Origin of the sequence: Neomesorhizobium albiziae (genome assembly GCF_900114255.1) — a bacterium.
GTDB lineage: Bacteria > Pseudomonadota > Alphaproteobacteria > Rhizobiales > Rhizobiaceae > Neomesorhizobium > Neomesorhizobium albiziae.
Genome location: NZ_FOSL01000005.1, coordinates 158,325 through 184,481, shown reverse-complemented (window position 1 = coordinate 184,481; position 26,157 = coordinate 158,325). Strand labels below are relative to the sequence as shown.

32 protein-coding genes and 1 riboswitch are annotated in these 26,157 nt (G+C 63.1%); of the genes, 18 read left to right on the top strand and 14 right to left on the bottom strand.

The genetic code is table 11. The features are described 5' to 3' along the window. Positions 1 to 79 precede the first annotated feature (79 nt). From F3H98_RS11115 to F3H98_RS11045, 15 genes are all read left to right on the top strand, one after another. Complete coding sequence (locus F3H98_RS11115) at positions 80 to 439, top strand: GFA family protein (RefSeq protein WP_149760208.1); 360 nt, start codon at positions 80 to 82, stop codon at positions 437 to 439. A 73-nt stretch (positions 440 to 512) separates the two neighbouring features. Further along, positions 513 to 1,373, top strand: coding sequence for an AraC family transcriptional regulator (locus tag F3H98_RS11110; RefSeq protein ID WP_149760207.1), 861 nt, complete (start codon positions 513 to 515; stop codon positions 1,371 to 1,373). 14 nt (positions 1,374 to 1,387) lie between these two features. Further along, positions 1,388 to 1,786: a DUF1801 domain-containing protein gene (locus tag F3H98_RS11105; protein ID WP_342211607.1), complete on the top strand. Its 399-nt coding sequence runs from the start codon at positions 1,388 to 1,390 to the stop codon at positions 1,784 to 1,786. Positions 1,787 to 1,944: 158 nt separating this feature from the next. Further along, complete coding sequence (gene moaA / locus F3H98_RS11100; protein ID WP_149760206.1) at positions 1,945 to 2,955, top strand: GTP 3',8-cyclase MoaA; 1,011 nt, start codon at positions 1,945 to 1,947, stop codon at positions 2,953 to 2,955. Between the two features lie 133 nt (positions 2,956 to 3,088). Beyond that, complete coding sequence (locus F3H98_RS11095) at positions 3,089 to 3,445, top strand: hypothetical protein (RefSeq protein WP_149760205.1); 357 nt, start codon at positions 3,089 to 3,091, stop codon at positions 3,443 to 3,445. A 134-nt stretch (positions 3,446 to 3,579) separates the two neighbouring features. Continuing rightward, positions 3,580 to 4,500 (top strand): DMT family transporter, encoded by a 921-nt coding sequence (locus tag F3H98_RS11090; protein ID WP_149760204.1) that lies wholly within the window; start codon positions 3,580 to 3,582, stop codon positions 4,498 to 4,500. Continuing rightward, positions 4,500 to 5,708: a multidrug effflux MFS transporter gene (locus F3H98_RS11085; protein WP_149760203.1), complete on the top strand. Its 1,209-nt coding sequence runs from the start codon at positions 4,500 to 4,502 to the stop codon at positions 5,706 to 5,708. The genes F3H98_RS11090 and F3H98_RS11085 overlap by 1 nt, the downstream gene beginning before the upstream one ends. After that, positions 5,705 to 6,325: a molybdenum cofactor guanylyltransferase MobA gene (mobA, locus tag F3H98_RS11080; RefSeq protein WP_149760202.1), complete on the top strand. Its 621-nt coding sequence runs from the start codon at positions 5,705 to 5,707 to the stop codon at positions 6,323 to 6,325. Before F3H98_RS11085 ends, mobA begins: the two co-directional genes overlap by 4 nt. Further along, complete coding sequence (gene mobB / locus F3H98_RS11075) at positions 6,322 to 6,840, top strand: molybdopterin-guanine dinucleotide biosynthesis protein B (protein WP_149760201.1); 519 nt, start codon at positions 6,322 to 6,324, stop codon at positions 6,838 to 6,840. The genes mobA and mobB overlap by 4 nt, the downstream gene beginning before the upstream one ends. Positions 6,841 to 7,018: 178 nt before the next feature. Beyond that, positions 7,019 to 7,813 carry an ABC transporter substrate-binding protein gene (locus tag F3H98_RS11070; RefSeq protein ID WP_149760200.1) on the top strand — a complete coding sequence of 265 codons (795 nt, stop codon included), beginning with the start codon at positions 7,019 to 7,021 and terminating at the stop codon, positions 7,811 to 7,813. An 89-nt stretch (positions 7,814 to 7,902) separates the two neighbouring features. After that, complete coding sequence (locus tag F3H98_RS11065) at positions 7,903 to 8,613, top strand: ABC transporter permease (RefSeq protein ID WP_149760199.1); 711 nt, start codon at positions 7,903 to 7,905, stop codon at positions 8,611 to 8,613. After that, entirely contained in the window at positions 8,610 to 9,440 is an 831-nt protein-coding gene (locus F3H98_RS11060) for an ABC transporter permease (protein WP_149760198.1), read from the top strand. Before F3H98_RS11065 ends, F3H98_RS11060 begins: the two co-directional genes overlap by 4 nt. Positions 9,441 to 9,528: 88 nt before the next feature. Further along, positions 9,529 to 10,398, top strand: a complete 870-nt coding sequence (locus tag F3H98_RS11055) for an NAD(P)-dependent oxidoreductase (RefSeq protein ID WP_149760197.1) — start codon at positions 9,529 to 9,531, stop codon at positions 10,396 to 10,398. Between the two features lie 12 nt (positions 10,399 to 10,410). Beyond that, the gene (locus F3H98_RS11050; protein WP_149760196.1) at positions 10,411 to 11,115 is read left to right on the top strand and encodes a DNA alkylation repair protein; all 705 of its coding nucleotides are present in this window, start codon (positions 10,411 to 10,413) and stop codon (positions 11,113 to 11,115) included. Between the two features lie 195 nt (positions 11,116 to 11,310). Next, positions 11,311 to 11,874 carry a DUF3299 domain-containing protein gene (locus tag F3H98_RS11045; RefSeq protein WP_244621669.1) on the top strand — a complete coding sequence of 188 codons (564 nt, stop codon included), beginning with the start codon at positions 11,311 to 11,313 and terminating at the stop codon, positions 11,872 to 11,874. 12 nt (positions 11,875 to 11,886) lie between these two features. On the opposite strand, the gene F3H98_RS11040 is transcribed toward F3H98_RS11045, so the two are convergent. The 4 genes from F3H98_RS11040 to F3H98_RS11025 all read right to left on the bottom strand — a co-directional run bounded on the left by F3H98_RS11040 (position 11,887) and on the right by F3H98_RS11025 (position 14,359). Next, a complete protein-coding gene (locus tag F3H98_RS11040) occupies positions 11,887 to 12,378 on the bottom strand; it encodes an Lrp/AsnC family transcriptional regulator (protein ID WP_149760195.1) in 492 nt (163 codons plus the stop codon). A gap of 79 nt (positions 12,379 to 12,457) precedes the next feature. Beyond that, positions 12,458 to 13,102 carry a uracil-DNA glycosylase family protein gene (locus tag F3H98_RS11035; protein ID WP_149760194.1) on the bottom strand — a complete coding sequence of 215 codons (645 nt, stop codon included), beginning with the start codon at positions 13,100 to 13,102 and terminating at the stop codon, positions 12,458 to 12,460. Between the two features lie 9 nt (positions 13,103 to 13,111). After that, positions 13,112 to 13,723 carry a glutathione S-transferase gene (locus F3H98_RS11030; RefSeq protein WP_149760193.1) on the bottom strand — a complete coding sequence of 204 codons (612 nt, stop codon included), beginning with the start codon at positions 13,721 to 13,723 and terminating at the stop codon, positions 13,112 to 13,114. Between the two features lie 27 nt (positions 13,724 to 13,750). Further along, positions 13,751 to 14,359 (bottom strand): thermonuclease family protein, encoded by a 609-nt coding sequence (locus F3H98_RS11025; protein ID WP_149760192.1) that lies wholly within the window; start codon positions 14,357 to 14,359, stop codon positions 13,751 to 13,753. A 73-nt stretch (positions 14,360 to 14,432) separates the two neighbouring features. On the opposite strand from F3H98_RS11025, the gene F3H98_RS11020 reads away from it, so the two are divergent. Then, the gene (locus F3H98_RS11020) at positions 14,433 to 15,965 is read left to right on the top strand and encodes a sensor histidine kinase (protein WP_149760191.1); all 1,533 of its coding nucleotides are present in this window, start codon (positions 14,433 to 14,435) and stop codon (positions 15,963 to 15,965) included. A gap of 46 nt (positions 15,966 to 16,011) precedes the next feature. Here the strand turns inward: F3H98_RS11020 and F3H98_RS11015 are convergent, their stop codons facing one another. Beyond that, entirely contained in the window at positions 16,012 to 17,007 is a 996-nt protein-coding gene (locus F3H98_RS11015; protein WP_149760190.1) for a nicotinate-nucleotide--dimethylbenzimidazole phosphoribosyltransferase, read from the bottom strand. A 196-nt stretch (positions 17,008 to 17,203) separates the two neighbouring features. Here F3H98_RS11015 and F3H98_RS11010 point away from each other — a divergent pair, with 196 nt between their 5' ends. Then, positions 17,204 to 17,437, top strand: coding sequence for a DUF1289 domain-containing protein (locus F3H98_RS11010; RefSeq protein ID WP_149760189.1), 234 nt, complete (start codon positions 17,204 to 17,206; stop codon positions 17,435 to 17,437). A gap of 1 nt (position 17,438) precedes the next feature. Beyond that, positions 17,439 to 18,143: a TIGR02281 family clan AA aspartic protease gene (locus F3H98_RS11005; RefSeq protein WP_149760188.1), complete on the top strand. Its 705-nt coding sequence runs from the start codon at positions 17,439 to 17,441 to the stop codon at positions 18,141 to 18,143. Here F3H98_RS11005 and F3H98_RS11000 read toward each other — a convergent pair. The 9 genes from F3H98_RS11000 to rhaM form a co-directional block, all read right to left on the bottom strand. After that, on the bottom strand, positions 18,140 to 18,805 hold the full coding sequence (locus F3H98_RS11000) for an ATP-dependent Clp protease proteolytic subunit (RefSeq protein ID WP_149760187.1): 666 nt from the start codon (positions 18,803 to 18,805) through the stop codon (positions 18,140 to 18,142). The genes F3H98_RS11005 and F3H98_RS11000 overlap by 4 nt on opposite strands. 25 nt (positions 18,806 to 18,830) lie before the next feature. Beyond that, positions 18,831 to 19,274 carry an SRPBCC family protein gene (locus F3H98_RS10995; protein ID WP_149760186.1) on the bottom strand — a complete coding sequence of 148 codons (444 nt, stop codon included), beginning with the start codon at positions 19,272 to 19,274 and terminating at the stop codon, positions 18,831 to 18,833. After that, positions 19,271 to 19,585, bottom strand: coding sequence for an ArsR/SmtB family transcription factor (locus tag F3H98_RS10990; RefSeq protein WP_149760185.1), 315 nt, complete (start codon positions 19,583 to 19,585; stop codon positions 19,271 to 19,273). The genes F3H98_RS10995 and F3H98_RS10990 overlap by 4 nt, the downstream gene beginning before the upstream one ends. Before the next feature lie 95 nt (positions 19,586 to 19,680). Continuing rightward, the gene (gene dusA, locus F3H98_RS10985; RefSeq protein ID WP_149760184.1) at positions 19,681 to 20,679 is read right to left on the bottom strand and encodes a tRNA dihydrouridine(20/20a) synthase DusA; all 999 of its coding nucleotides are present in this window, start codon (positions 20,677 to 20,679) and stop codon (positions 19,681 to 19,683) included. A 517-nt stretch (positions 20,680 to 21,196) separates the two neighbouring features. Next, complete coding sequence (locus tag F3H98_RS10980; protein ID WP_149760183.1) at positions 21,197 to 21,961, bottom strand: ABC transporter ATP-binding protein; 765 nt, start codon at positions 21,959 to 21,961, stop codon at positions 21,197 to 21,199. After that, positions 21,958 to 23,010 (bottom strand): FecCD family ABC transporter permease, encoded by a 1,053-nt coding sequence (locus F3H98_RS10975; protein WP_149760182.1) that lies wholly within the window; start codon positions 23,008 to 23,010, stop codon positions 21,958 to 21,960. Before F3H98_RS10975 ends, F3H98_RS10980 begins: the two co-directional genes overlap by 4 nt. After that, positions 23,007 to 24,023 carry an ABC transporter substrate-binding protein gene (locus F3H98_RS10970; protein WP_149760181.1) on the bottom strand — a complete coding sequence of 339 codons (1,017 nt, stop codon included), beginning with the start codon at positions 24,021 to 24,023 and terminating at the stop codon, positions 23,007 to 23,009. The genes F3H98_RS10975 and F3H98_RS10970 overlap by 4 nt, the downstream gene beginning before the upstream one ends. A 153-nt stretch (positions 24,024 to 24,176) precedes the next feature. Continuing rightward, a riboswitch (cobalamin riboswitch) is annotated at positions 24,177 to 24,376 on the bottom strand. A gap of 84 nt (positions 24,377 to 24,460) precedes the next feature. After that, positions 24,461 to 25,843, bottom strand: coding sequence for an FGGY-family carbohydrate kinase (locus tag F3H98_RS10965; protein ID WP_149760180.1), 1,383 nt, complete (start codon positions 25,841 to 25,843; stop codon positions 24,461 to 24,463). Then, positions 25,840 to 26,154 carry an L-rhamnose mutarotase gene (gene rhaM, locus F3H98_RS10960; RefSeq protein WP_149760179.1) on the bottom strand — a complete coding sequence of 105 codons (315 nt, stop codon included), beginning with the start codon at positions 26,152 to 26,154 and terminating at the stop codon, positions 25,840 to 25,842. Before rhaM ends, F3H98_RS10965 begins: the two co-directional genes overlap by 4 nt. Between the last annotated feature and the right edge of the window lie 3 nt (positions 26,155 to 26,157).

Genomic DNA, 26,157 nt, shown 5'->3' with positions numbered 1-26,157 from the left:
CCAGCCATGGCACCGGCGGTTTCTTCCCGAGCCGACCGTTTCCGGTTAGGCTGCCGGTGCCTGGGTTGGAGCGAAAATCGTGATCGAAGCATCATGCCATTGCGGCGCGGTGAAAATGCAGGTCTCCGAGCGGCCAGAGAGCATAACCTCCTGCAACTGCTCTCTCTGCCGCCGCAACGGCGCGCAATGGGCGTACTACGTGCAGGAGCAGGTGGTTTTCGTAGCCGGCAAGGGCCAGACGGTGGCCTATGTGCAGGGTGATCGCACGCTGGAGATGCATCATTGCCCGACATGCGGCTGCGTCACCCATTGGGAGAGCGTCAAGAAGGGCGCTGCCGAGCGGATGGCGGTGAACACCCGCCTGATGGACCCGGCCGATATCGCCGGCGTTCGGGTTCGCCATCTCGATGGCGCCGATACGTGGACCTATACAGATTAGCCGCAAGTCAGCAGGATTTATCAGGTCATCTCATGGGATGAGGATCGCACGGAAACGAAGACGAGGTGCTCCCATGACCGTGTTGCCCAGGCAGACGAACTACGAGACGCGGCTGAACCGCGTTGTCGATTATGTCTACGACCATCTGGAAGAAGAAATCGGCATGGACAGGCTGGCGGAGGTGGCCTGCCTGTCGCCCTTCCACTGGCACCGCATCTATACGGCGATGCGCGGCGAAACGCTCGCGTCGACAGTCAGGCGGCTGCGGCTGCACCGGGCGGCCGACCGGCTGGCCAATTCCGAGATGTCGGTGGCCGAGATTGCCGAGCGCGCCGGATATGGCTCGTCGGAGGCTTTCGGCCGCGCTTTCAGGCAAGCCTATGGCAACGCGCCAGCCGGCTATCGCGCCAACGGCAGCCATGCGGCGTTCAAGGCCGCGAACCGCACCGGCGACGCCACCGGATTTCCGGTCGAGGTGGTTGTGGTGCGGGAAATGCGGTGCGCAGCGGTGCCGCACACCGGTTCCTACATGCAGATCGACCGCGCCATGGGCGCGTTATTCGGCGGCCTCGCCGCGCAAGGCCTGCTGACGCAGGATGCGCGCATGATCGGGCTGTATTTCGACGATCCGGACGCGGTGCCGGTCGAAGAACTGCGCTCGATGGCCTGTTCGCCGATAGGGCCGGACGCGGTCCTGCCGCCATCGCTCGAGGAGACGATCCTTCGTGGAGGGCCATACGCCAAGCTGCGCTACAAGGGCCCCTATGCCGACATGAAGGACGCCTACCGCTGGCTGTGGGGCGCCTGGCTGCCACATTCCGGATACGAACCGGCCGAATCCCCGGTGTTCGAGGAATATTTGAACAATCCGCGCGACGTGCAGCCGACCGAGCTTGCGACCGACATCCACCTCCCGCTGGCGAGCGCGCCGTGAAGGCTATGTCTGCCATGCCGGCACATGTAGCGGCGGTCTTCGACGCCTGCCCGGCTGCGGCGCGGGAAAGGCTGCTTGCCTTGCGGCGCCTGATCTTCGACACCGCTGCCACGACGGATGGCGTCGGCCCGCTCACCGAAACCCTGAAATGGGGAGAACCGGCCTATCTGACGGAGGTTTCGCGCAGCGGCAGCACCATCCGACTGGGCTGGAAGGCGTCCCGGCCGCAACAATGCGCGGTGTATTTCAACTGCAAGACAACGCTGGTCGATACGTTCCGCAGCCTGTTTCCGGAAGAGCTTGTTTTCGAAGGAAACCGCGCGATCCTGCTCGACCTTTCCACGCCGTTGCCGGAAATGCCGCTGGCGCTTTGTTTCTCGATGGCGATGACCTACCGCCGGGAAAAACGCTGAGATCGCCCTTCGACTGGTCCAAAGGGCCGCCATTGCGCCGCTGGCCACCCAGATGTTACCAAAGGACAACGCCGGCGGCCTTGAATGACGCGCCGAGTTGAACGACATGAAGGGAGCCGGCTCAATTGAACCGGGAAGCTGAGATCAGAACGGATAGCATGGCTTTTCATGGCAACGGCATGATCGACCCATTCGGACGCGCGATTTCCTATCTGCGGGTGTCGGTGACCGATCGCTGCGACTTCCGCTGTACCTACTGCATGGCGGAAGACATGACTTTCCTGCCGAAGCGGGATCTGCTGTCGCTGGAAGAACTCGACCGGCTGTGCACCGTCTTCATCGAAAAAGGCGTGAAGAAACTCAGGCTGACCGGCGGCGAGCCACTGGTGCGCAAAAACATCATGCACCTCGTTCGCCAGTTGTCGCGCCATCTCGAAAGTGGCGCTTTGGATGAGTTGACGCTGACCACCAACGGATCGCAACTGTCGCGTTTTGCCGCCGAACTGGCCGATTGCGGCGTCAAGCGCATCAACGTGTCGCTCGACACGCTGGACGCCGACAAGTTCCATGCCATCACGCGATGGGGAAACCTGACGAAAGTGATGGAAGGCATCGACGCCGCGCAGGCCGCCGGGTTGAAGATCAAGCTTAACGCGGTGGCGCTCAAAGGATTCAACGACGCCGAACTGCCGGACATGCTGCGCTGGGCGAACGGCCGCGGCATGGACCTGACCGTCATCGAGACGATGCCGATGGGCGAGATCGATGCCGACCGAACCGACCAGTACCTGCCGCTGTCGCTGCTGCGCGCCGACCTCGAACGCCAGTTCACACTGACCGACATACCGTTCAAGACCGGCGGACCGGCGCGCTATGTCGAAGTCGCCGAAACCGGCGGGCGGCTGGGCTTCATCACGCCGATGACCCACAATTTCTGCGAAAGCTGCAACCGCGTGAGGCTGACCTGCACCGGCACTCTCTATATGTGCCTGGGCCAGGAGGACGCGGCCGACCTGCGCGCGCCGCTGCGCCAGTCCGAGGGCAACGAGCTTCTGTCCAACGCCATCGACGAAGCCATCGGCCGCAAGCCGAAAGGCCACGACTTTGTCATCGACCGCCGCACCAGGCGGCCCGCGGTCTCGCGCCACATGAGCGTCACCGGCGGCTGACGCGGCGCGGCGGCATCGCCTCGAAAAAACTCTCCAAAGCACTCCAAATGATTTAGCTCTGGCTGATTTACCGCCGGCGCACGCTAAAATAATGTGGCCTGTTGTGGACGATCGCGCCAGGTGAGGCGAAATCATGAGGAGACTTCCAGCAGTCGCGTTCATTGTACTATGTCTTGCAGCGCCCGCTTCGGCACAGTCGATCGGCGGAATGTACAGTGTCGAAGGAACCAACCTCGACGGCTCCAATTACAGCGGCACCGCCGAAATCAAGCTCACCAGCGACACCACCTGCACCATCCACTGGGTGACCGGGGGTACGACGTCGGAAGGCATCTGCTCGCGCAATGGCAACGCCTTCGCCGCCGCCTATGTGCTTGGCGATGTGTTCGGCCTCGTCGTCTACAAGGTCGGCGCGGACGGCAGCCTCGATGGTCTCTGGACGATTGCCGGCAAGGACGGCAGCGGCACCGAAGTGCTGACGCCGCAATAGGGGTTTTCAAGACTAAACGTGGCCGTCACTGCCGGGCATTGGTTCTGCCCTGCCCGGCTGGTCCAGTCGAATAGCGTTGCTGTCTCGCGGCTGGCTGTTACATGGCAGGTGGACTTCCAATCCCGGATTGCACCTTGCCTCTTTCGCCGAATTCACGCAGCGCCTTGTTCATGGTTGTTTCGATGGCGGGCTTCACCGCCAACGACGCGATCACCAAGACGATGACCGGCGCGATGAACGCAGGCCAGGTGATGCTGGTGCGTGGTTTTTTCGCGACAGCCCTGATCGCCCTGCTCGCGTGGCATCAGGGCGCGTTGCGCAAACCCTCGCACGTGCTGGACCGTACGCTGGCGGTCCGCACATTCTGCGAAGTCGCGGCGACCGTGTCTTTCCTTTTCGCGCTTGCGCATCTTCCGCTCGCCAACGTCTCGGCCGTGTTGCAGGCACTGCCACTTGCCGTCACCATGGGGGCGGCGCTGGTGTTCGGCGAAACCGTCGGCTGGCGGCGCTGGCTGGCCATCGCCGCCGGTTTTGCCGGCGTGACGATCATCGTTCGCCCGGGTTTCGAGGGTTTCAGCGCCTATTCGCTGCTGGCGCTGTTGTGCGTGGTATTCTGCGCTGTGCGCGACCTGGCGACGAGAAAGATACCGACCGACATTCCAACCCTGCTGGTTTCGACCATGACCGCCTCGGCGGTGGCGCTGAGCGGTGCCCTACTCGTCGTGCCACTGGGCGGCTGGACGCCAATGACCGGCGGTGAAGTCGGGGCGCTGGCATGCGCGGCAATGCTGCTTCTCGTCGGCTACCAGTTCATCATCCTGGCGATGCGATCAGGCGATATCTCGTTCATCGCGCCATTCCGCTATACCGCGCTGCTCTGGGCGATCCTTCTCGGTTACCTGGTTTTCGGCGACGTTCCCGACAAGGCGATGATCGCGGGCGCGGCCATTGTCGTCGGGTCCGGGCTCTATGCGCTCTACCGCGAACGCATCGTCGGAAGAACCCGGCCGGCGGCGGAAAGCACGGCGCCGGCAATGGCGCCGGAAGGAATGTGATGGCCGCAGCATTCCTCGACCGCAGAACCCAGCCCCACATTCTGACCCTGGTGCTCGCCGCTTCGGTCGGCGCGCTGTCGATGAACATCTTCCTGCCGTCGATGCCGGGCATGGCGCGGCATTTCGAGGCCGATTATGCGGTAGTCCAGCTTGCCGTCTCGCTCTACCTCGTGGCCTCCGCAGTTCTCCAGCTCCTGATCGGACCGGCCTCCGATCGCTTCGGCCGGCGGCCGGTCATGCTGGTCTGCATGACGATTTTCCTGATCGGCTCGGTCGCCGCGATCTACGCGCCGACAATCGGCTTCCTGCTCGGTTGCAGGTTGCTGCAGGCGTTTGCAACGGCCGGCATGGTACTGTCGCGCGCCATCGTTCGCGACACGGTCGAGGCTAGCGAGGCGGCAAGCACGATCGGCTACATCACCATGGGCATGGCGCTGGTGCCGATGATCGGCCCGATGATTGGTGGCGTGCTCGACGAGATCTACGGCTGGCAGTCGACATTCGTGCTGACGCTGGCATTCGGCCTGGTCGTTTTTGGTCTCGTCCATCTCGACATGGGCGAGACCAATCGCAGCCGGTCGGCGAGTTTTGCCGCCCAGTTCCACAGCTATCCCGAACTGCTGACCTCGCGCCGCTTCTGGGGCTACGTGTTCACCGCCGCCCTCACCTCCGGCGCCTTCTTCGCTTTCATCGGTGGCGGACCTTACGTGGCCTCGGAAATCCTCAAGCTGACGCCCTCACAATACGGCGTCTATTTCGGCATCATCTCGGTCGGCTATCTCTTGGGCAACTTCCTGGCCGGCAGGCTGTCGACGAGGATCGGGATCAACCGCATGATGCTGAGCGGCAATTTAATTTCCGCGGCCGGCATGCTGTTTTCGATCGCGCTGTTCTTCGCCGGCTACAATCACCCGCTGTCGCTGTTCGGTCCAGCCTTCTTCACCGGCGTCGGCAACGGCGTGACGCTGCCCAACGCCACCGCGGGCATGATCAGCGTCAAGCCGCATCTCGCCGGCTCTGCATCGGGTCTCGGCGGCGCGCTGCAGATTGGCGGCGGAGCGGTACTTTCCGTTCTCGCCGCGGCACTCCTGTCGCCGGAAACAGGTCCCTATCCACTGCTCTGGATGATGTTCCTCTCGTCCGCCGCCGCAGTTGTGTCGACGCTCTACGTCATGCATGTTTCGCGGCAGGCAGGTGAAGTCAGATGAGCGGCAAAATCCCGGCTGTGATCCTTGCCGGCGGACTTTCGACCCGCATGGGCGGCGGTGACAAGCCGTTGCGACCCATCGCCGGCCGGCCATTGATGGCGCACGCGATCGGACGCCTTGCGCCGCAGGCCGGGGCGCTCGCGATCAACGCCAATGGCGATCCCCAGCGCTTCGAAAGCTTCGGGCTGCCGGTGATCGGCGATACGGTTTCAGGATTTGCAGGGCCGCTTGCCGGCATCCTGGCCGGTATGGAATGGGCGCAGGATTCTGAAAGCCCGCATATTGTGAGCATCGCCGGCGACACGCCGTTCTTTCCCGCGGACATGGTGGACCGGATGCTGGAAGCCGCCGGCGCGGGCGAAAAGATCGTGCTGGCGGCTTCGGCAGGCAGAATCCATCCCGTCTTCGGCTTGTGGCCGCTCGGCTTGCGCAGCGATCTGAAGCGCTTCCTGGCCGCCAACCGAAGGGTCATGTCCTTCGCCGAAGCCGCGGGTTATGTTGTGGTGGATTTCCCCCTGGCAACTGCCGGCGGCAATAGCGTCGATCCGTTCTTCAACATCAACACCGTCGACGACCTGGCGACGGCGGAGACGATCTGCCGGGAGTGGAAGCTGTGAGCAAGCGCGTCTTCGGCATCACCGGCTGGAAGAATTCCGGCAAGACCACGCTCACCGAGCTGCTGGTGAAGGAATTGGCGCGACGCGGCTGGAAGGTCTCGACCGTCAAGCACGCACATCATGATTTTGATATCGACCAGCCGGGCACCGACAGTTTCCGCCATCGCGCCGCCGGTGCGACCGAAGTGGCGATCGTTTCAGACCGGCGCTGGGCGCTGATGCATGAATTGCGTGGCGATCAGGAACCGACGCTGGACGCGATCCTGGAACAGATGTCGCCATGCGACCTGGTGCTGGTCGAGGGTTACAAGCGCGAAGCGCATCCCAAGATCGAAGCGCGCCGGCTGGACGCCAAGGACCGGACGCCGCTTTCGGCCGGCGATCCGGCAATCGTCGCGGTGGCCGCCGACCACCCAGTGGACGGCGAATCCGTGCCGGTTTTCCGGCTCGACGACGTAGCGAAAATCGCCACGTTCATCGAAAAGGCGAGCGGCCTGAAACCGGCGCGGGGGTAGACCGCCACCCGCGTTCCCTAGGGGATTCCTGGTTTTTTCTTCTTTTGAATGCGTGGTTTTGCGATTGCTTTTTGTTGAAAAACAATGGGAATATCGTTTCAGCGGGTGACAAAACACCACGTCGCCCAAGGCCGCAGCAAGACTGGCCGCGGCTCGAACCACAACAGAGAGGAACAACATGCGAATTTCCAAGCGTATCGCTCTGGCCGCCTCGGCTGCCGCGTTCGCCCTGTCGCTGGGCGCAGCCCACGCGCAGGAACTGACCCTGAAGATCGGCACTGAGGGCGCCTACCCGCCCTTCAACAACCTGACCGCCGACGGCAAGCTGGAAGGCTTCGACATCGATATCGCCAAGGCGCTTTGCGACGAGATGAAGGCGAAGTGCGAATTCGTCACCCAGGATTGGGACGGCATCATCCCAGCGCTTCAGGCTGGCAAGTTCGACGCCATCATCGCCTCGATGTCGATCACCGACGAGCGCAAGGAAAAGGTCGACTTCTCCGAGAAATACTACAACTCACCATCCGCAATCATGGTGGCGAAAGACAGCACTATCACCGACGCTACCAAGGAAGCGCTTGCCGGCAAGAGCATCGGTGCGCAAGGCGGCACGACGCATTTCAATTACGCCGAGAAAACTTTCACAGACAGCGAGGTGAAGGCCTATCCGACCGCGCAGGAATATCAGCTCGACATCGCCAATGGCCGCGTCGACGCCGCTGAGGACGACGTGGTCGTGCTGCAACAATTTCTGGACACGCCGGAAGGCGCCTGCTGCAAACTTCTCGGCATCCCGAAACCGCAACCGGTGGAAATCTTCGGGCCCGGCGCGGGCATAGCAGTCCGCAAAGGCGAAACCGCGCTCGCCGAAAAGTTCAGTGCCGCCATCAAGGCCATCCGCACGAACGGAAAGTACAAGGAAATCAACGACAAGTACTTCAAGTTCGACGTCTACGGCGACGAGTCTTCGTAAGAAGTGCGATGTCGAAAAGGAGCGGCGGGCAAAACCCGCCGTTCCCACAAGGGGCGCAAAGCCCGTGGGAAATGGGGACATGATCTGACATGGATGCCTGGACCCTCTTGAGTTTCGGGCCGGAGGGGTGGGGCGACGACATCGCCCGCGGCGTCCTGGTGACTATTTCGCTGGCGCTGGCGACGTTGCCGATCGGGCTTTTCATCGGCTTTTTCATCGCCATTGCGAAGAAATCGCCCGAACCCTCGCTCAGGCTCGCCGGCAACATCTACACGACCATCTTTCGCGGCCTGCCGGAACTGCTGACCCTGTTCCTGGTGTATTTCGGCGTCCAGATCGGCCTGCAGCAGGTCATGCGCCTGTTCAACCCCGACGCCAGCATCGAGATCAACAGCTTCGTCGCCGGCATGGTCGCGCTGGCGGTGGTGCTTTCCTCCTACTCCAGCGAGGTCTTTCTCTCGGCTTTCCGAGCCATCCCCAACGGCCAGTATGAAGGCGGCTACGCGGTTGGCCTTTCCAACAGCCAGACAATGCGGCTGGTCATTTTTCCGCAGCTGATCCGCATCGCGCTGCCCGGCCTTTCCAACCTGTGGCTTATCCTGCTCAAGGACACAGCGCTGGTCTCCGTCATCGGACTGGCCGACATTCTGCGGCAGACCGGCATCGCCGCCCGGGTGACCAAACAGGCATTCCTGTTTTTCGGCACCGCGTGCTTGATCTACCTGGTGCTTGCCATCCTTTCTTCCTTCGCTTTCTCAGCCATCGAACGCTGGGCCGGCAAAGCGGAGTTGCATCGATGAGCGGCGCGACAGGCAATGTCGCCGTGGTGGACAGGCCGCCGCCGGCAGCCCGCGGCTGGCCCCGGGCGCGCATCGTCGGCACAATTCTGGTCGGGCTGTGGGCGTTGGTCGGCATCGGCCTCGTCGTCTACATGATCTACGCCTGGAACCCGGAACTGTTTGCGCGCTATGCGCCGTCCTATCTTTCCGGCCTCTGGATCACGCTGAAGCTGGTCGGCATCTCGATCGTCATCGGCGCCATCCTGTCGGTGCCGATCGCCTATGCGCGCATGTCGAAGAACCGGTTGCTCAACGCGCTTTCATACGGCTACGTCTATTTTTTCCGGGGCACCCCGCTGATCGCACAAACCTTCCTGATCTATTACGGGCTTGGCTCGTTCCGGCCGCAGCTTGAGGCCGTCGGATTGTGGTGGTTCTTCCGCGACGCCTTCAATTGCGGCGTCTTCGCCTTCTCGCTCAACACCGCCGCCTATCAGGCTGAAATCCTGCGCGGCGCCATCCAAAGCGTGGGGCGCGGGCAGTGGGAAGGCGCGTCGGCCCTTGGCCTTTCGAAGATGCAGACGCTGTGGAAGGTGATCCTGCCCCAGGCCTTGATCGTAGCGCTCAGGCCTTATGGCAACGAGATCATCCTGATGATCAAGGGCTCGGCGATCGTCGCCATCATCACCGTCTACGATCTGATGGGCGAAACGCGGCGCGCCTATTCCCGCAGCTTCGACTTCCAGACCTATATCTGGGCGGCGCTGATCTATCTCTCGATGGTGGAAATCCTGCGCAACGCCATCGAATGGATCGAAAAGGCAATCACCGTCCACCTGAAACGTTGATCCAGCAGCGCCCAAACCTTGACGCACGCTCCGGATGGCCTAGACCTTGCGGCAAACATCCTTGGGCGTTCCGGAAGGGTTTGAAAGCATGGCGAAAGTGGCGTTCCTGGGTCTCGGCGTGATGGGCTATCCGATGGCCGGCCATCTGAAGAACAAGGGCGGCCACGACGTCACCGTCTACAACCGCACCGTGGCCAAGGCGCAAAAATGGGTCGCAGAACATGGCGGCGCATTTGCCGAAACGCCTGCCGCAGCAGCCAGGGACCAGGATTTCGTGTTCTGCTGCGTCGGCAACGACGACGACCTGCGTTCGGTCACGACAGGCGCGGACGGCGCCTTCGCTTCGATGAGGAAGGGCGCGATCTTTATCGACAACACCACCGCCTCGGCCGAAGTCGCCCGCGAACTCGCGGCAGCCGCCACGGAGCGCGGCCTCGGCTTCCTCGACGCGCCGGTATCCGGCGGACAGGCGGGCGCCGAAAATGGCCTGCTGACAGTGATGGTCGGCGGCGAACAGGAAACGTTCGACAGGGCAAAGCCGGTGATCGACGCCTATGCCCGCATGGTCGGGCTGATGGGGCCTGCCGGCGCCGGGCAGCTGACCAAGATGATCAACCAGATCTGCATCGCCGGCCTCGTGCAGGGCCTCGCCGAAGGCATCCATTTCGGCAAGAAGGCGGGCCTCGACATCGAGAAGGTGATCGAGGTGATTTCCAAGGGCGCTGCCGGCTCCTGGCAGATGGAAAACCGCCACAAGACGATGAATGCCGGCAAATACGATTTCGGCTTTGCCGTCGACTGGATGCGCAAGGACCTCGGCATCTGCCTGGACGAGGCCGACCGAAACGGTGCGAAGCTGCCGGTGACCGCGCTCGTCGACCAGTTCTACAAGGACGTGCAGACCATGGGCGGCAAACGCTGGGACACGTCCTCGCTGCTGGCGCGGCTCGAGAAATAGCCCGATCCGCAAATGGCGCTCTCACCATCCTCCGGCGCCGCCGAGATCGTTGCGCACCTGCGCTCCATCGGCTCGGAGGAAAACCGCCAGGGTATGCTGCGCTATGGCATCAGGATCGAACGCGCGCTGGGCATTTCGCATGGCGTGCAACGGCAGATCGCCAAGCAAATCAAGCGCAACCATGAGCGCGCCTTCGAGCTCTGGGACACCGGCATCATGGAGGCGCGGTTCATCGCTTCGGTGACTGCCGACCCCAAGCGGTTCACCGCCGAAAACGCCAGGCAATGGGCTTCAAGTTTCGATTCCTGGGATATCGTCGACGGCGTTTCCGACTTGTTTGTCGACACCGACGCCTGGCGCGACCTGATCAGGGAATTTGCCGAGGACGAGCGCGAATTCGTGCGGCGCACGGCTTTTTCGATGATGGCCTGGTCTGTCGTTCACCGGAAGAAGGAACCAGAGCAAACCTTTCTGGATTTCCTGCCGCTGATCGAGGCACATGCCACCGACAACCGCAACTTCGTCAGGAAAGCCGTCAACTGGGCGCTGCGCCAGATCGGCAAGCGTTCGATGGCGTTGCATGCCCCTGCCCTGGCGCTTGCCGAAAAGCTGGCGGCTTCCGAGGACAAGGCGGCGCGCTGGATCGGCAAGGACGCGGTAAAGGAACTCACCGATCCGAAACAGCTCGAGCGGCTGGCCGCGAAAGCAGGGCGATAAATGGGCGGTTGACCGGCGGACGCGGGCGCCCCCCAGCTTGACGCAAACGGCGCAGCGCGTTTTAGTTTCGACCTACAGCGCCGTGCATGTTTTTCAAACATGCAAAGGTCGTTGTAGCACTTTGATTTTCTGCATAATTTTATCCTTAAATGATCCGGATTTAAGGAATTATGCGGTGGCGGTGGAGAACGGTTGTTGCGCTATCGTGTGAAATTCCTGGCCTGCGCATTGGCAGCCGGCATCGCGGCAACCAGCGGCATCGCAGACGCGCTTGCCGCGCAGAACATCTTCTGGCGCGACCTCAGGCCGGCCGGCGCCGCGCCGAAGGCTCCAGACATGTCGTCGCTTACTGCCCAGCCGGAGCATGACGGAGCGCTGTCCTGGAACTTGCAGGACAAGACGATATCGCTGACCGGCTACGCATTCCCGGTCGATCGCGACGGTGACATGGTCTACGAGTTCATGCTCCTGCCGCTGACGGGCATGTGCAGCCATGTACCGCCGCCAGCACCCAACCAGGTTGTCCTGGTGACGCCGGCAAAACCTTTCAAAATGCGCGAAGCCTACGAACCGGTGTCGGTGACGGGGAAGCTGCAGCCCGGTCTCGAAAAAACACAGCTTTTCATTCTCGATGGCGTGACGGTGATCGAATCCGGCTACAGCGTCGGCAAGGCCGAAGTCGCCAGGGCAAACGGCGTTCCCGACGCGGTCACGGCGCCGCAAGCGACGCCGTGGAAATTCCTCAACAAGAAAAAATAACCCGGACTTCGATCAGGCGGCCGACGACGCCGTTTCCTTGTCGATCACCATGTAGTCGAGCGGGAGTTCAGTGGTGTATTTGATCTGCTCCATGGCGAATGCCGACGACACGTCGCGGATCTCGATCTTGGCGATCAGGCGCTTGTAGAAGGCGTCATAGGCTGCGATGTCAGGCACGACCACCCGCAGCAGGTAATCGACGTCGCCGCTCATGCGATAGAATTCAATGACTTCGGGGAAGTCCTGAATGACCTCCGAGAACCGCCGCAGCCACTCATGGCTATGCGAATTGGTGCGGATCGAGACAAAAACGGTGACGCGCGTGTTGACCCGCTCGGGATCGAGGATGGCAACGCGACGCTTGATGACGCCCTCTTCTTCGAGCTTCTGGATACGTCGCCAGCATGGGGTCGTCGACAGGCCGACCTTCTTGGCGATGTCGGCGACGGCGAGCGTCGCATCCTCCTGCAGGAGGCGCAAAATTTTTCGGTCCAGGCGATCCATCGGAAGCTCCAGTAGAATGAAATGCTATTCTGTCCCCTGTGGCGATACCCTGCAAGAAAGAAATTCTCAGGCAGCAACACTAAGAGGGTACGGTCTTTTTCCCAACACCGGTCAGGCGACTGCGAATTTCCGTTTTAAGGAAAGGCAGCAATTCCATTTCAAACCAGGGATTCCGCTTGAGCCAGCCTGTGTTGCGCCATGAGGGATGCGGCAGCGCGATAACTTTCGGCGCCGAGGTGACGTTATAGACCTGCCGCCAGTTCTTCACGGTTTCAGTGAGCGAGGCGCTTCGGGCGGCGCCGATGTGCCAGGCCTGCGCGTAAAGACCGATCGTCAAAACCAGGTCGACCTGCGGCATCAGTTCCATCAAGGGCGCCCGCCAGACCGGTGCGCATTCGCTGCGCGGCGGCAGGTCGCCGCCATTGGCGTCCTGGCCGGGAAAACAGAACCCCATCGGGACGATAGCGAAAAGGTCGGGATCATAGAACTCCGCGCTAGTGACCCCCAGCCAATCGCGCAGCCGGTCGCCGGATGCGTCGGTGAAAGGCATGCCGGTGACATGGACCTTGGTTCCAGGCGCCTGGCTGGCGATGAGGATGCGCGCCGTTGACGAGGGGATGAGAACCGGCCGCGGTTCGTGCGGCAGCGGCTTGCCGAGCGGGCTGTCACGACAGATGCGACAAGCACGGATCCTTGCCGTCAGGCGCTCGAGTTCCGGGGTCACATGCGCAACTCAGGCCGCAGCGCTCGGGCGCGCCCGCAACGCTGCATACCAGCGTGTGACGTTTGCGAGTTCCTCCGGCAACTGGATGCGCGCCGGCTTCATGAAGTCGACGGCGATCATGCCGGTGATGTCGGCGATGGAAAAGGCGTCGCCGGCGGCAAATTCGCGATCCGCCAGTTCCTTGTCCAGCACGCGCAGAAATTCGATCGCCTTGGGTTTGTTGGCCTCGCCCCATTCAGGTACCTGCGGAACCTCCCACTCCTTCATTGCCGGATGGATGTGGCGGAAGGCCTGAGCGACCGGAAGCATCAGGTTGAGCTCCATGCGGCGTTGCCACATCTCGACCAGCGCCTTGCCGAGCGCACCGGTGCCCAACAGCGGCGGCTCGGGTTGCAACTCCTCAAAATAACGGCAGATCGCAACCGATTCCGTGATGACGGTGCCATCATCCAACTCCAACACCGGCAGCCGACGCAGTGGATTACGCGACGCCACTGGCTCCTGCCTATGGCCGAGCGCCCCCATGTCGACCGGCACCAGGGGCACGGAAATGCCCTTTTCGGCGAGGAAGACGCGAACGCGCCGGGGATTGGGCGCCCTGCCCCCGTCGAAGAGTTTCATCACGCGCCTCCCTGTCGCTTCACAGAGTTACGAAAAGTGGAATATCTGGCGCAGCCAATTCCAGATCCTGCTGGTGAAATCGTGTTCGCCTTCGACCATTCCGCCGTGGGTGTCGCGCCAGTCGCGCGGCGTTTCAAAGGAACCGGCCCAGAGACCGCGTTTTTCGCCCTGCGCCACGTCCTGCTCGTCGAAATAGTCGCCATAGGCGACGGCCCAGCCGTTCTCGACTTGTGTCCGGTTAAGCTCCGTTCCGCTCGCCGAACAGGTGCCGAGCAAACGCCCGTAGCGGTCACGCTCCCAGCCCGTGCATGACACCTGCTTGCCGCGCACCAGCATGTTCAGCGAATCGCGCGAACGGCGCCCGCAAGGATATATTGAGCCGGCTTTTTCACAGGTCTGGTTGAACTCTGGCGCATCGATGCCGCGAAGGCGCACACGCTCATTGCCCAGCGTCAGGGAGTCTCCATCGTTGACGACCGCGGCACCCGTCGCGTGGCTCGCGCCCACCCGGTCGAGGCGCGATGCGACCACGATGAACAGGCCGAGAAACGCGGCGGTCAGTCCATAATCGAGGAATTTTCGGAACGGGCTGCGCGGTGCGCCGCGGCGGTATCGTACAGACCAGGACCGGCTCATATGCTGAAGGGACCGTTAATCATTCAGAACTAGGCTGCAAGCGTATCGATACGCGCGAAAATTGAAACCCCCAATGCCGTTCCATCATTCGAATACGGCTGACAAATTTATTGTGGACCGCAGGAAAACGCATCGCAACAGCGATGTCTCCCGGGCGGTTCGCAAGACGCGCGACCGTCTTTCGCAGCAGGCGGGCAATCCGGCCTTCGAAAGCGAGCTTTTGAAGCTGCACGCTCGCGCCATGGTGCGCAGCGCAACGGCGATCCCGCTGCTGGTTCTTTCGATCTCGATCGTCGGGCTGTTTTCGGGCATGGGCAACGAAATCCTGCTCTGGGCGCTGCTCACCCTCACCTGCTACGCATGTCTCGCCTATTTCGCACGACGCGTCGACAGATCGGAAGCCTCGGCCATCGATCCCGGGCCGACCCGCGCCTACTTCCTGGCCGGCCATTTCCTCAGTGGACTGGGCTGGGCCTACTTCGCGCAGCTGGGTTGCGACGGCTGCTCGATCGACCAGTTTTCGGTGTTCAAGGCCGTTGTGCTGCTGCTGGCGATCGCCGCCACCGCGCTGATCGGCTCGTCGCTCCGTCGCACACTGGTGGTCACCTTTGCCTTTCCGGTGGCCGCCTACGCCATCGCCGGCGCCCGCCTGTGGATGCCGGTCGAGGCGGTGATGGCCGGCCTTCTGGTTCTTGCATTGCCTTTCTTCTCCCATGTCGCGGCCAACATGAACCGCGCGGCGCTGATGCTCATGTCGTTCCGGCGCGAGGTTGACGGCCTGATCGCCGAACTGGAGACGGCGAAGTCGATGTCGGACGAGGCCCGCCGCCGCGCCGAGGAAGCCAATCTCGCCAAATCGCGCTTCCTTGCCTCGATGAGCCACGAGTTACGCACGCCGCTCAACGCCATTCTCGGCTTCTCGGAGGTGATGGCGAACGAGGTGCTGGGCTCGATGAACAACCAGACCTACCGGGACTACGCGCATGACATCCACGGCTCCGGCCAGCACCTGCTCGACGTCATCAACGAGATCCTCGACCTGTCGCGCATCGAGGCGGGCCGCTACCAGCTCAACGAGGAGCCTGTGACGGTGCTGCACACCGTCGAGGAGTGCTGCCGACTGATGGAACTGAAGGCCCGCAACAAGGGCATCCGCATCGTAAAGCAGTTCGAAAGCGTTTTGCCGAGGCTTTTCGCCGACGAGCGGGCGGTGCGGCAGATAACGCTGAACCTTCTGTCGAACGCCGTGAAATTCACCGGCAGCGGCGGTGAAATCCTGGTGCGGGTCGGCTGGACGGCGGGCGGCGGCCAGTATGTCTCGGTCAAGGACAACGGTCCCGGCATTCCCGAGGACGAGATCCCGATCGTGCTGTCGGCATTCGGGCAGGGTTCGATCGCCATCAAGAGCGCCGAACAGGGAACCGGCCTCGGCCTGCCGATCGTTCAGGGCCTGCTTGCCATGCTGGGCGGCGAGTTCCAGCTGCACTCTAGGTTGCGCGAAGGCACCGAGGCCATCGCCATCTTCCCGCCCTCACGCGTGATGGAGGCGCTGCCCGCCGTGCCGACCAGGACAGTGGCGCGTGGCGAACGCCGCAAGTCGGCCTGAAGCCACCGCGATTTTAAATTCGCTTCCCGCGCCTGCGCGACATGTTTTAGCGGACGGCTTCCGACATCCCCGACAGCGACAGCGCCGCCGCCTTCACGATGCCTGCGGCAAGCGCAGCCCCGGTGCCCTCGCCGTGATGCAGCTTGAGGTCGAGGATGGGGCGCAGGCCAAGCCTTTCGGCGGCACGGCCATGGCCAGTCTCGGCTGAAAGATGCGCCAGAACGCAATGGTCGAGTGCGGCCGGATTTGCCGCGTGAAGCACGGCCGCAGCGGCCGTCGTAGCGAAACCGTCGAGAACCACCGGCACTTTCTGCATGCGCGCCGCGAGGATGGCCCCGGCGATCGCCGCGAATTCACGGCCGCCAACGCGGCGCAGCGCTTCCAACGGGTCTTTCAGGTGATTTGCGTGCAGGGCCAGCGCACGGTCGACGACGGCCGCCTTGCGTTCAATCATCGTGTTGTCGGCGCCGGAGCCGGACCCGACCCATTCGGCGCCGTTGCCGCCAAGCAGCGCCGCGAACAATGCCGCCGCAACGGTCGTGTTGCCGACGCCGAGATCGCCGATGCAAAGCAGATCGATGTTGCCGGCAACCGCCTCCATGCCGAACGCCATGGTGGCGGCGCAGCTGCGCTCGTCGAGCGCTGCATCCTCGGTGATGTCGGCGGTGGGCAGGTCAAGCGCCAGGTCGAAGACTTTCAGGCCGAGATCGGAGGCGATGCAGAACTGGTTGATCGCAGCTCCACCGGCCGCGGTGAGCTCGACCATCTGGGCGGTGGTCGCCGCCGAGCGCGGCGAGATGTCGTGGCGGGCGACACCGTGGTTGCCGGCAAAGATCGCCACCAGAGGCCGGCTGACCACGGGCGGCGCCTTGCCGGTCCATGACGCCAGCCACTCGGCGATGTCCTCCAGCCGCCCAAGCGATCCCTTCGGCTTGCCGGTTCGCGCGTAGAGCGCGCGGACCCGTGCGGCCGCTTCCTCGTTCGGCCCGTCGAGACGGGCCAGCAGATTGCGAAAATCGTCGAATGGGAGGCCGCTTGTCATCTGCTGTCCACCTGTGCCGGCGCCTCGGCGCGGATAATTCAAACCATATTGTTGCGCATAGACGCGCTTGTCGCTGCACACAATCACATAGGCTTGAAAATCGTGTGGCGCAGACGCGGCTATTCCCGGCGAATTCGAAGGGGCTTGCATTGGCTTTGCGGCTGCACCATGTGGGATGAGCGAAAATGGGATCGCCATGACGGCCATCGAATCACCCTGCATCCTTGTCTGCTCCGTCGACATGAAGACCGGCTATTGTTTCGGCTGCGGCCGCACGCGTGACGAGATCGCCGGCTGGATCGGCATGACGCCGGAAATGCGCCGCGAGGTGATGGCCGTGCTGCCGGCGCGGCTGGAGACGGTCGAGCGCAGGCCGCGCCGGGAAACGCGCCGCACCCGCATGGCGCGCGAACGCGGTGTCGCCGGCTAGCATGGGCCGCTCTCTCTGGATCATTCTTGCGGTGCTGGGCGGCGGGCTGATCCTGCTCATCGTCAACGATTCCAGCGGCGAGACCTTCGGCATGAGCAACGATGCCTTCGGCCAGACGCTCTATCTCGGCGTCTGGGGAGCCGTCGTGGCGGCTGGCATACTGGGGTCGGGCATGCGTCTCGGCTACGTCGCCCGCAGCCTGGCGCTGTGGATGCTTTTGATCCTGGTGTTCATCGCCGGCTACCAGTACCGCTACGAATTGCAGGATTTCGCCAGCCGCGTCACCGCCGGGCTGGTGCCGGGCAGCCCGCTGTCGATCACCGACAGCGATGGCAACCACACCGTCATGCTGGACAAGCTTTCGAACGGCCATTTCGGCACACGCGCCGTCATCAACGGCGCAGCAATAAACGTGCTGGTCGATACCGGCGCCACCTCGACCGTGCTGACTGCCGCCGACGCGCGGCGCGCCGGCTTCGACACGTCGAAGCTCAGTTTCACCATTCCGGTCTCTACGGCCAACGGCATGGCGCGCGCCGCGCAGGTGACCGCCGACGAGATTTCCATCGGCGCCATCGTGCGCCGCCGCGTGCCGATGCTGGTCGCCGAAAGCAATGCGCTCGACCAGACGCTGCTCGGCATGAATTTCATCGGCACGCTGTCCGGCTTCGACGTGCGCGGCGACAGGATGATTCTTCGCGACTAGTTTCCGATCTTGTTTGGGATGTCCGGCGCCATCAGTCCGGGCATTCCGCCGGCCGGCAGCGCCAGTGGCGCGTTGATGTTGCGGCGTTCGTAGATGTGGTCGACGATGCCCCAATCGCGCGCCTCCTCGGCGCTCATGAAGTAATCGCGGTCGAGCACCCGCTCGACTTCCTCGAGCGTCTGGCCGCAATGCCGCGCGTAAAGCTCGATCATCCGCCGCTTGGTCCTGGCGACGTTGTCGGCATGCCGCGTTATGTCCGAAGCCTGGCCCTGAAACCCACCCAGCGGCTGGTGCAGCACGACATCGGAATTGGGCAGCGCGATGCGCAGCCCCGGCGTGCCGGCCATCAACAGGAACGACGCCATCGAGCGCGCCGTGCCCATGCACACCGTCGAGATCGGGCTCGATATGTACTGCATCGTGTCGTAGATGGCGAAGCCGCTGGTGACCGCGCCGCCCGGCGAGTTGATGTAGAGCGCGATTTCCTTCTTCGGATTGTCGGATTCCAGCGACAGAAGCTGCGCGCAGACCAGCGCCGAAACGTTGTCGTCGATGGGGCCGTTGAGAAAGATGATGCGCTCGCGCAAAAGCCGCGAGAAGATGTCGAAGGACCGCTCGCCGCGGCTCGACTGCTCGATCACCATCGGGACAAGATTGTTCATCGGAATATCTCCTGGCTCGAACCGCTCATGCGGCGCGCAGCATTATGGTTGGACGGTTCGAATTGGCAGCCGACATCAGTACCGGCTTGCCGACCTCGGCGCGCGGCAGGACACTGTGCGCAATGCGCAGATGCGTGCCGCCGGCCTCGGTGCGCACCAGTTCGAAAGTGACGGTGGAATCAAGCGAATTGCGGCGCTGATCTTCGTCGCGCCAGGAATAGCGGATCAGCCGTTGCGGCTCGATGTCCAGCACTTCGCATTCGACCTCACCGCCCTCGCCCGGCCTGCCGCTGAACGTGAAGCGGGCGCCCTGCTCCGGTTTGAGATCGTTGGGCATCAGCCATGCCGCGACGAGTTCCGGCACGGTGAGCGCCCGCCAAACCTTTTCGGGAGCTTCGGGAAGCTCGTATTCGAAGGCGATCTCCTGCTCTTGCGCCGGAGCCTTCACCGTCGTTTCAACGTCGGTCATTGGTCCATCTCCTTCAGAACATCCTTGAGCTTGTCGATCTTCGCCGGCCAGAAGCCGCGGTAGCGGTCGACCCAGCCGGCCAAGGGCTGCAAACCCGTCGGGCTGATGGAATAGAAAGCGTGACGGCCTTCGCGCCGCTCCTCCACAAGCCCAGCCTTGCGCAAGGCGGCCAGATGCTGCGACACGGCCGGCTGCGAGATGTCGAAACCCGACTTCAGCTCGCCAACGCTCTTCTCGCCCGTCGCCAGGCTTTCAAACACCGCGCGGCGTGTCGGATCAGCCAGCGCGCGAAAGATTTCCGATTCCATCATGCCAAACATATAAGTGAATACTTATTCGATTGGCAAGCGACAATCGTGCGGGCCGAAGGACGGCCCGCGACAAGCCGGGGTTTATCCAGCGAAGGTCAGGCGGCAGCGCGGAGGGATGAGAGGTCGACCGTCGCGAAGGCGGCATGCAAGACCTCCGGCCCGGCGCCGGGCCGCGATGCGTCGGTCGAGAGTATCTGCCGGTAACGACGGGCGCCGGGCAGGCCGTGGAACAGCCCCACCATATGGCGGGTGACATGGGCAAGCCGCCCGCCCCGTTCGATGTGGCGCGCCGCGTAACCTGCCATCGCGTCGATCACGCCGGCAAAATCGACCGGCTCGGCCGCGTCTCCGTAGAGGCGGGAATCGGCCTGCACCAGGATGCCGGGCGTGTGGTAGGCTGCACGGCCGAGCATCGCGCCATCGGTGTGGCGAAGATGCGCAACTGCCTCATCAAGCGTTTGAATGCCGCCGTTTATCCCTATGAAGCGGTTTGGATTTTTATTCTTCAGCCTATAGACCCGATCGTAGTCGAGCGGCGGGATGTCACGGTTTTCCTTCGGCGAGAGGCCTTCCAGCCAGGCTTTGCGTGCATGCACCCATAGGGCATCCGCCCCTGCTGCGAAAACCTTGTCCGACAGTTCGTCGAGCGCGATTTCGGGATCCTGGTCGTCGACGCCGATGCGGCATTTGACGGTGACCGGGATTTTTGCCACCGCAGCCTTCATCGCCGCCACACCTTCGGCAACGAGATCCGGTGTCTTCATCAGGCAGGCGCCGAACGTGCCGGACTGCACGCGGTCGGACGGGCAGCCGACGTTCAGGTTGATCTCGTCATAGCCGAACGTCTCGCCGATGCGCGCGGCCTCGGCAAGCTTGGCCGGATCGGACCCGCCGAGCTGTAACGCCACCGGATGTTCGGCCACGTCGAAGCCGAGCAAGCGATCGCGGGCGCCATGGATGACTGCATCGACCACCACCATCTCGGTGTAGAGCAGCGCACGCCGCGTCAGCTGGCGATGGAAGAACCGGCAATGACGGTCGGTCCAATCCATCATCGGGGCAATGGCGAGCTTGAAGTCCTGGTAATTGCTCATCTTCTTCTAGTCTATGACTTACGTTCGATCCTGGCAGCGCCAAATTTTCCAACTTCGACGACTTCGCGCTCTTTCCCAACTGGGGTACTACGTTGCCGCCCATCCTGTACCGCGATCGGAACCGAGACGCCATGGGTACTGTGGGCTGCAGGTAAACGAGAGGACGCCCCACGGACCAGGCGTACAGGTTTTTCCGGGTAAATGGCACGACGGCTCGAGTCCCAAGCTTGGTGATCTATGATCAGGAGACCGATCCGGCGACCCGCCAAGATCAATCGATCGGTCGCTGCTCCGCACGCGCCTCGTCCATCGCGAGGCGTGATGCATCGCCGGCACGGTCGTAGACCAGCCATTTGAGCGAATTCGCGCCGACATGAAACACAGCCTTGGCCAGCGTATTCTCGTGATCGGGGCCGTCGGGTTGCGTGCGATAGATGGGAAGCGCCTCGGTGCCGCGGTCCCACAGGATATTGGCCGACGGGTGAGCCGCAGGGAACCCCGTGCGCGCGGCTACCCTTCATTGCAGGGCATGAAACCGGAAAAGCCGGGCGCCGTCGGCCGGATCGGTGACGATGCTTGCGCGCACGCCGAAAACCGCGTGCAGGCGCTCGACGGTCAGCACCTCATGTGGAGCACCGAGTGCGACGAGCCTGCCGCGGGCCAGAACGCCAACACGGTCACAGGCTAATGCCTGGTTGAGGTCGTGCAGCGCAACGATCGAAGTTACCGGCAGCCGGGCGACCAGTTCGAGTATGGAAAGCTGATGGTGGACGTCAAGGTGGTTGGTCGGCTCGTCCAGAAGAAGGATTTCCGGGCATTGCGCCAGGGCGCGCGCGAGGTGGACGCGCTGACGCTCACCGCCGGAGAGCGTCGCCCAGGAGCGCTGTCCAAACCCCGCCATGTCGACGTCGGCCAGGGACTGCGCGACGATCGATTCGTCCTTGTGGGACCATGGCTGCAGCGCGGTCAGCCAGGGCGTGCGGCCAAGTTCGACCGCGTCGCGCACCGTGATTGCCTCGGACGTCTCGGCATGCTGCTCCAGAAAGGCTATGGATTGCGCCGCTTCGCGACGCCGCATTGCGGCCAGCGGCCTGCCCTTTACGGCGACCGACCCGCTGCTCGGCTTGCGGATGCCGGCCAGCAACTTCAGCAAGGTCGACTTTCCCGAACCGTTGGGGCCGACCAGTCCAAGTGTTTCGCCCGCGATAACATCGAGGTCGATTGCCTCGACGATCGGAAGGCCCCGCGCGGACCAACCGAGATTTCTTGTTTGCATGATCATCGTGCGCGCCGCCCCCGAATGAGAACCAGCGCGAAGGCCGGCGCGCCGACCAAAGCTGTGATGACGCCGATCGGCAGCACCTGACCGGCAATCATGGTGCGCGAAAGGATGTCGGCGGCAATCAGGAATGCCGCGCCGATGAGCGCGGTCGCCGGCACCAGCCGGCCGTGGCGCACCCCGACCAGGAAGCGGGCGGCGTGCGGGATGACGAGGCCGACGAAACCGATGGAGCCGACGATGCTCACCATGACGGCGGTTACCAATGCCGTGGCCCCAATCAACATAACCTGCACGGCGCGAACGGGAACGCCCAGCGAGGCGGCAGACTCCGCACCGAAGGCAAATGCATCGAGCGCCCGCGCATGCCAGATGCAGGCGACGAGCCCCAGGAGGACAACCGGCATGGCCAGCCACACATCCGGCCAGCGCGCGCCGCTGAGGTTTCCGAGCAGCCAGAACATGATGCCGCGCGCCTGCTCGGCATTGGCGGACTTCGTGATGATGAAAGAGGTCAGCGCGTTGAAAAGCTGCGATCCGGCAATACCGGCAAGCACGATCTGTCCGGTGCCGTGCAGGGTGACGCCGCCGCCGGCAGCGCGCGCCAGCATCGCAACCAGCAGGAAAGCCGTCACGGCGCCCGCGAATGCACCGAGCGAGAGCGAGACCACACCCGCCCCGAGCCCTGCGATGGTGACAGCCACCGCGCCGGTGGAGGCGCCAGCGGAAATACCGAGCAGATAGGGATCGGCCAGGGCGTTGCGCAGCAGGGATTGGAGCACCAGCCCAGATATCGCCAGCCCTGCCCCGCAGCAGGCCGCGACGATGGCGCGTGGCAGCCGGTAATTCCAGATGATGCCGGCCTCGATCGGATCAAGCGGATAGGCAGCGCCAAAAATCTTGTTCGCGAGCGTCTGGAGTGCGACCGCCACAGATATGGGTGTTTCCCCGATGCAAGCTCCCGCCAGAACCGCCACCGCAAGCAGGGCGAGCGCAATCGTCCCCCGGCCAAGCCGGGAGACGTTGTGATGCCGGATCGCCGCAAGGCTCATTTTGCCTGGCCGGACTTATCGAGCGCGTCGGCGAGAACCTCGATTCCGGAAATGGTGCGGATCGTGGCGTCCATTGCATGCGCATCCATGACGACGATGCGCCCATTCTTGACCGCGTCCATCTGGCTGGCGACGGGATCGCTCTTGAGGAACTCCAGCTTCTTCTCGTGGTCATCGGCGGGATAACGGCGCCGGTCCATTTTTGCGATCACGATGAGCGTGGGATTGGCTTTCGCGATCGTCTCCCAGCCGACCACCGGCCATTCTTCATCCGACTCGATGATGTTTCGAATGCCGAGCTTGTCCATCATGTAGGCCGGCGCTCCTTTGCGGCCCGCCACATAGGGATCGATGTCCTTCTCCGGGCTGGAAAACCAGAACACCGCGGACACATCCCTAGGGTTGAGCGCCCTCGCCCGTTCGACAGCAGCGGCTTCACGCTTCTTCAGGTCGGCGACGAGTGCTTCGCCCTTGTCCTGGACATCGAAAATGGTGGCCAGTTCACGCACGCCCTGATGGATGCTTTCGGTCGAGAACAGCGCGCTGCGGGTGCCGTCGCTGCCGACCGTGTTGTCCTTGGCCACGCAGTCGGCGGGCAGCACATATGTCGGAATGCCCACATCGTGGAATTGCGTGCGCGTGGCGACGATCCCTTCCGGGCCGACATGCCAAACGAACTGCACGGCGACGAGGCCAGGCCGCTTGGCGACGACGCTCTCGAAGCTCGGATCGTTGTCCGCCAGCCGCTCGACCTTGTCGTTGACAGCCTTGAATTCAGGCAGCACCTCGTTGAACCAGACCGAGGTGCCGGTGACCTTGTCGCCCAGCCCGAGCGAATACAGCACCTCTGTTGCCGCCTGACCGACCGTCACGGTCGTTGCCGGTGCTTTTTCGAAACTGATGGTTTCGCCACAGTTCTGCAGCGTCAGCGGATATTTCGTCGGCTCGGCATCAGCCGCGGTGACGAGAAGTGTGAAACTGGCGGCAGCCAGTGCGAGGCGGAAGACGGTCATGACCCGAATAACTCCGATCGGTTGTTGGCGTGGATCGGAGGAAACGGGCCAGGACGGCAATGATCGAACCCATGTCCCAAAGGACATTAGGCGGCTGCACCTCAGGTGTGGCTAACGACATCGACAACCTTCCCCGGACACCCCGCCCGGCGCGTTAAGTTACAGGTGTCGGTAGGTCTCCTGACTGACGGGTCGTCATCCTCTCGGCCTTCCCGGGGGCAATCCCCCAGTGGCGTGATTCGAGACCGGACTCACCGTCTACAGTTGCGGGGGCAGTTTCGTTTCGCAGCCAGTGTGGGCCGCGCCGAATTCCCTGTTATTTCCTTGCGGAAACCGACACCACTCCCGTAGCCAATTGCGCCGCCCCGATCAAGCGGCGCGCGCCTGTTTCCGAATTTATTCGCCGGACTTGGACAAGAGAGCCCGTACCCCCCTGTCTATTGGGGATGAGCCATCTCGCCGACTGCTGACCTCCAACGCTCCACGTAGTCGCTCCAGTCTTCCGGATCGAGGCGGCTGGCGGAATGTGAGGGCATGACCGGGAAGCCCTCGGGTGCCGCCAGAAGTGCCGCGCCGACGCTTGTGCCGGTGGCGGCGGCGGCGTCAGCCACTGCCGGGCGACGCGTGGCGGCGGCAAGCATGCGCACGAATGCTGCATTCCTGGCGAAGGGCCCCTCGACGACCGTCGGCCCGTCGGCGCCGATGAGGTCGAGGCAGGTCGCGGTCATCAGCGCGAGGTAGAAGGAAGCCGCGACGGCTCGCTTTGCGTCGGCCTGCGGCTCGCTCGGAGCCCAATGTGCCTTCAACGTGCCGAAAGGACCCGATCCTCGCTGAACGGCGGGTAAGAGCATAACGCCGCTGCTCAGCACTTCCCGCAGATCAGCTTCCTCCCAATGCGTGGAGCGTCCGTTCATCAACGTTTCGAATTCCCGCCCGCCCATGAAGCGGGCTGAGGGCACGGGATCGCCGAGAGCATTCACGTTGATGAGCGTGTCGCGCGTGGGATCGAGGCTCACCGGCCTGCCCCCGACCGCCATCGACACCACCCAGGTTCCGGTAGACACGACCGCGAACGGTTTTGCGCGCGAGAGCAGGTGCGGCAGCAGCGACGCGTTGGAATCGTGAATGCCGCAATGGACCGGCGTGCCAGGCGCTAACCCTGTCTTTTTCGCTATTTCGGGAAGAACGGAACCAAGCCTGTGACGGGCAGGACGAACCGGCGCCATCAGCGCGCGCCAGCCCTGCCCACTGACGAGCGAGGAATATTCGCAAGCCGCCGGGTTCCAGAGATCGGTGTGGCAGCCAAGCGACGTCACTTCGTTGGCAAGCACGCCCGACAGGCGATGCGACCAGTACTGCGCATACATGACGATAGAGGCTACGCCGGCGAACGCGCGCGGAAATGTCTTCGCCTGCCAGAATATCTGCGCCCCGACATTGAGCCCCGCAGGCAGGCGCGGCGAGCCGGTTTCCTCGAACGACGGGCGAACCGCAGCGTATTCGGCAGCCAGCGTATCGGGGCCGGTGTGTTCGTAATCGAGCACGGGAAGCGCCAGGTTTCCCTGCGCATCGAGCAGTGCTGCGGTAGCGCCGTGCGTCGTCACCGAAATCGCGTCGACGGGGTGTTCGCGCCGGACACCCGCGAGACCGCCGAGAACGAAATCCCACAGAGCCTCGACATCGAAATGCGGGTATGGTCCGTCGCGCAGCACTGAATTCGGCCGCGTGCGCATCGCGATTTCCCGCATCTCTCCCAGATCGACCAATGCCACCTTGGCATTGGTCTTGCCGATGTCGATGACGGCGACGTAGCGGGTCATTTCATGTGGAAGACGGTTTCGAGCGGCACGGCCACCGGCTCGTTGTCCGGCTTCGTCTCCATGATGTCGGCCATGTGAGCCCACCAGCGCTTCATCACGGCATGGTTGGGCAGGTCGTCCATCGTGTGGCCGTCACGCCGCCACAGGACAGCAAACAGCGTATTCGTCTCTTCGTCGAGATGGATGGAATAATCGGAAATGCCCGCATCCCTGAGCAGCGCCACGAGTTCCGGAAAAATCGCGTCGTGCCGCTTCCTGTATTCGGCCTTGCGGCCAGGAAGCAATTTCATCTTGAAGGCGTATTTCTCCATGGC

Bases quoted from the DNA above. Each gene is read 5' to 3' on its own strand.
- F3H98_RS11010 (WP_149760189.1), top strand. From the start codon at position 17,204: ATGACGGCCATCGAATCACCCTGCATCCTTGTCTGCTCCGTCGACATG.
- F3H98_RS10980 (WP_149760183.1), bottom strand. From the start codon at position 21,961: ATGATCATGCAAACAAGAAATCTCGGTTGGTCCGCGCGGGGCCTTCCG.
- F3H98_RS11025 (WP_149760192.1), bottom strand. From the start codon at position 14,359: ATGAGCCGGTCCTGGTCTGTACGATACCGCCGCGGCGCACCGCGCAGC.
- F3H98_RS11000 (WP_149760187.1), bottom strand. From the start codon at position 18,805: ATGAACAATCTTGTCCCGATGGTGATCGAGCAGTCGAGCCGCGGCGAG.
- F3H98_RS10990 (WP_149760185.1), bottom strand. From the start codon at position 19,585: ATGATGGAATCGGAAATCTTTCGCGCGCTGGCTGATCCGACACGCCGC.
- F3H98_RS11020 (WP_149760191.1), top strand. From the start codon at position 14,433: ATGCCGTTCCATCATTCGAATACGGCTGACAAATTTATTGTGGACCGC.
- F3H98_RS11050 (WP_149760196.1), top strand. From the start codon at position 10,411: ATGGCGCTCTCACCATCCTCCGGCGCCGCCGAGATCGTTGCGCACCTG.
- F3H98_RS11110 (WP_149760207.1), top strand. From the start codon at position 513: ATGACCGTGTTGCCCAGGCAGACGAACTACGAGACGCGGCTGAACCGC.
- mobA (WP_149760202.1), top strand. From the start codon at position 5,705: ATGAGCGGCAAAATCCCGGCTGTGATCCTTGCCGGCGGACTTTCGACC.
- F3H98_RS11060 (WP_149760198.1), top strand. From the start codon at position 8,610: ATGAGCGGCGCGACAGGCAATGTCGCCGTGGTGGACAGGCCGCCGCCG.
- rhaM (WP_149760179.1), bottom strand. From the start codon at position 26,154: ATGGAGAAATACGCCTTCAAGATGAAATTGCTTCCTGGCCGCAAGGCC.
- F3H98_RS11070 (WP_149760200.1), top strand. From the start codon at position 7,019: ATGCGAATTTCCAAGCGTATCGCTCTGGCCGCCTCGGCTGCCGCGTTC.
- F3H98_RS11040 (WP_149760195.1), bottom strand. From the start codon at position 12,378: ATGGATCGCCTGGACCGAAAAATTTTGCGCCTCCTGCAGGAGGATGCG.
- F3H98_RS11065 (WP_149760199.1), top strand. From the start codon at position 7,903: ATGGATGCCTGGACCCTCTTGAGTTTCGGGCCGGAGGGGTGGGGCGAC.
- F3H98_RS11005 (WP_149760188.1), top strand. From the start codon at position 17,439: ATGGGCCGCTCTCTCTGGATCATTCTTGCGGTGCTGGGCGGCGGGCTG.
- dusA (WP_149760184.1), bottom strand. From the start codon at position 20,679: ATGAGCAATTACCAGGACTTCAAGCTCGCCATTGCCCCGATGATGGAT.
- F3H98_RS11015 (WP_149760190.1), bottom strand. From the start codon at position 17,007: ATGACAAGCGGCCTCCCATTCGACGATTTTCGCAATCTGCTGGCCCGT.
- F3H98_RS11055 (WP_149760197.1), top strand. From the start codon at position 9,529: ATGGCGAAAGTGGCGTTCCTGGGTCTCGGCGTGATGGGCTATCCGATG.
- F3H98_RS11105 (WP_342211607.1), top strand. From the start codon at position 1,388: ATGCCGGCACATGTAGCGGCGGTCTTCGACGCCTGCCCGGCTGCGGCG.
- F3H98_RS11085 (WP_149760203.1), top strand. From the start codon at position 4,500: ATGGCCGCAGCATTCCTCGACCGCAGAACCCAGCCCCACATTCTGACC.
- F3H98_RS11030 (WP_149760193.1), bottom strand. From the start codon at position 13,723: ATGAAACTCTTCGACGGGGGCAGGGCGCCCAATCCCCGGCGCGTTCGC.
- moaA (WP_149760206.1), top strand. From the start codon at position 1,945: ATGGCTTTTCATGGCAACGGCATGATCGACCCATTCGGACGCGCGATT.
- F3H98_RS10970 (WP_149760181.1), bottom strand. From the start codon at position 24,023: ATGACCGTCTTCCGCCTCGCACTGGCTGCCGCCAGTTTCACACTTCTC.
- F3H98_RS10965 (WP_149760180.1), bottom strand. From the start codon at position 25,843: ATGACCCGCTACGTCGCCGTCATCGACATCGGCAAGACCAATGCCAAG.
- F3H98_RS10995 (WP_149760186.1), bottom strand. From the start codon at position 19,274: ATGACCGACGTTGAAACGACGGTGAAGGCTCCGGCGCAAGAGCAGGAG.
- F3H98_RS10975 (WP_149760182.1), bottom strand. From the start codon at position 23,010: ATGAGCCTTGCGGCGATCCGGCATCACAACGTCTCCCGGCTTGGCCGG.
- F3H98_RS11095 (WP_149760205.1), top strand. From the start codon at position 3,089: ATGAGGAGACTTCCAGCAGTCGCGTTCATTGTACTATGTCTTGCAGCG.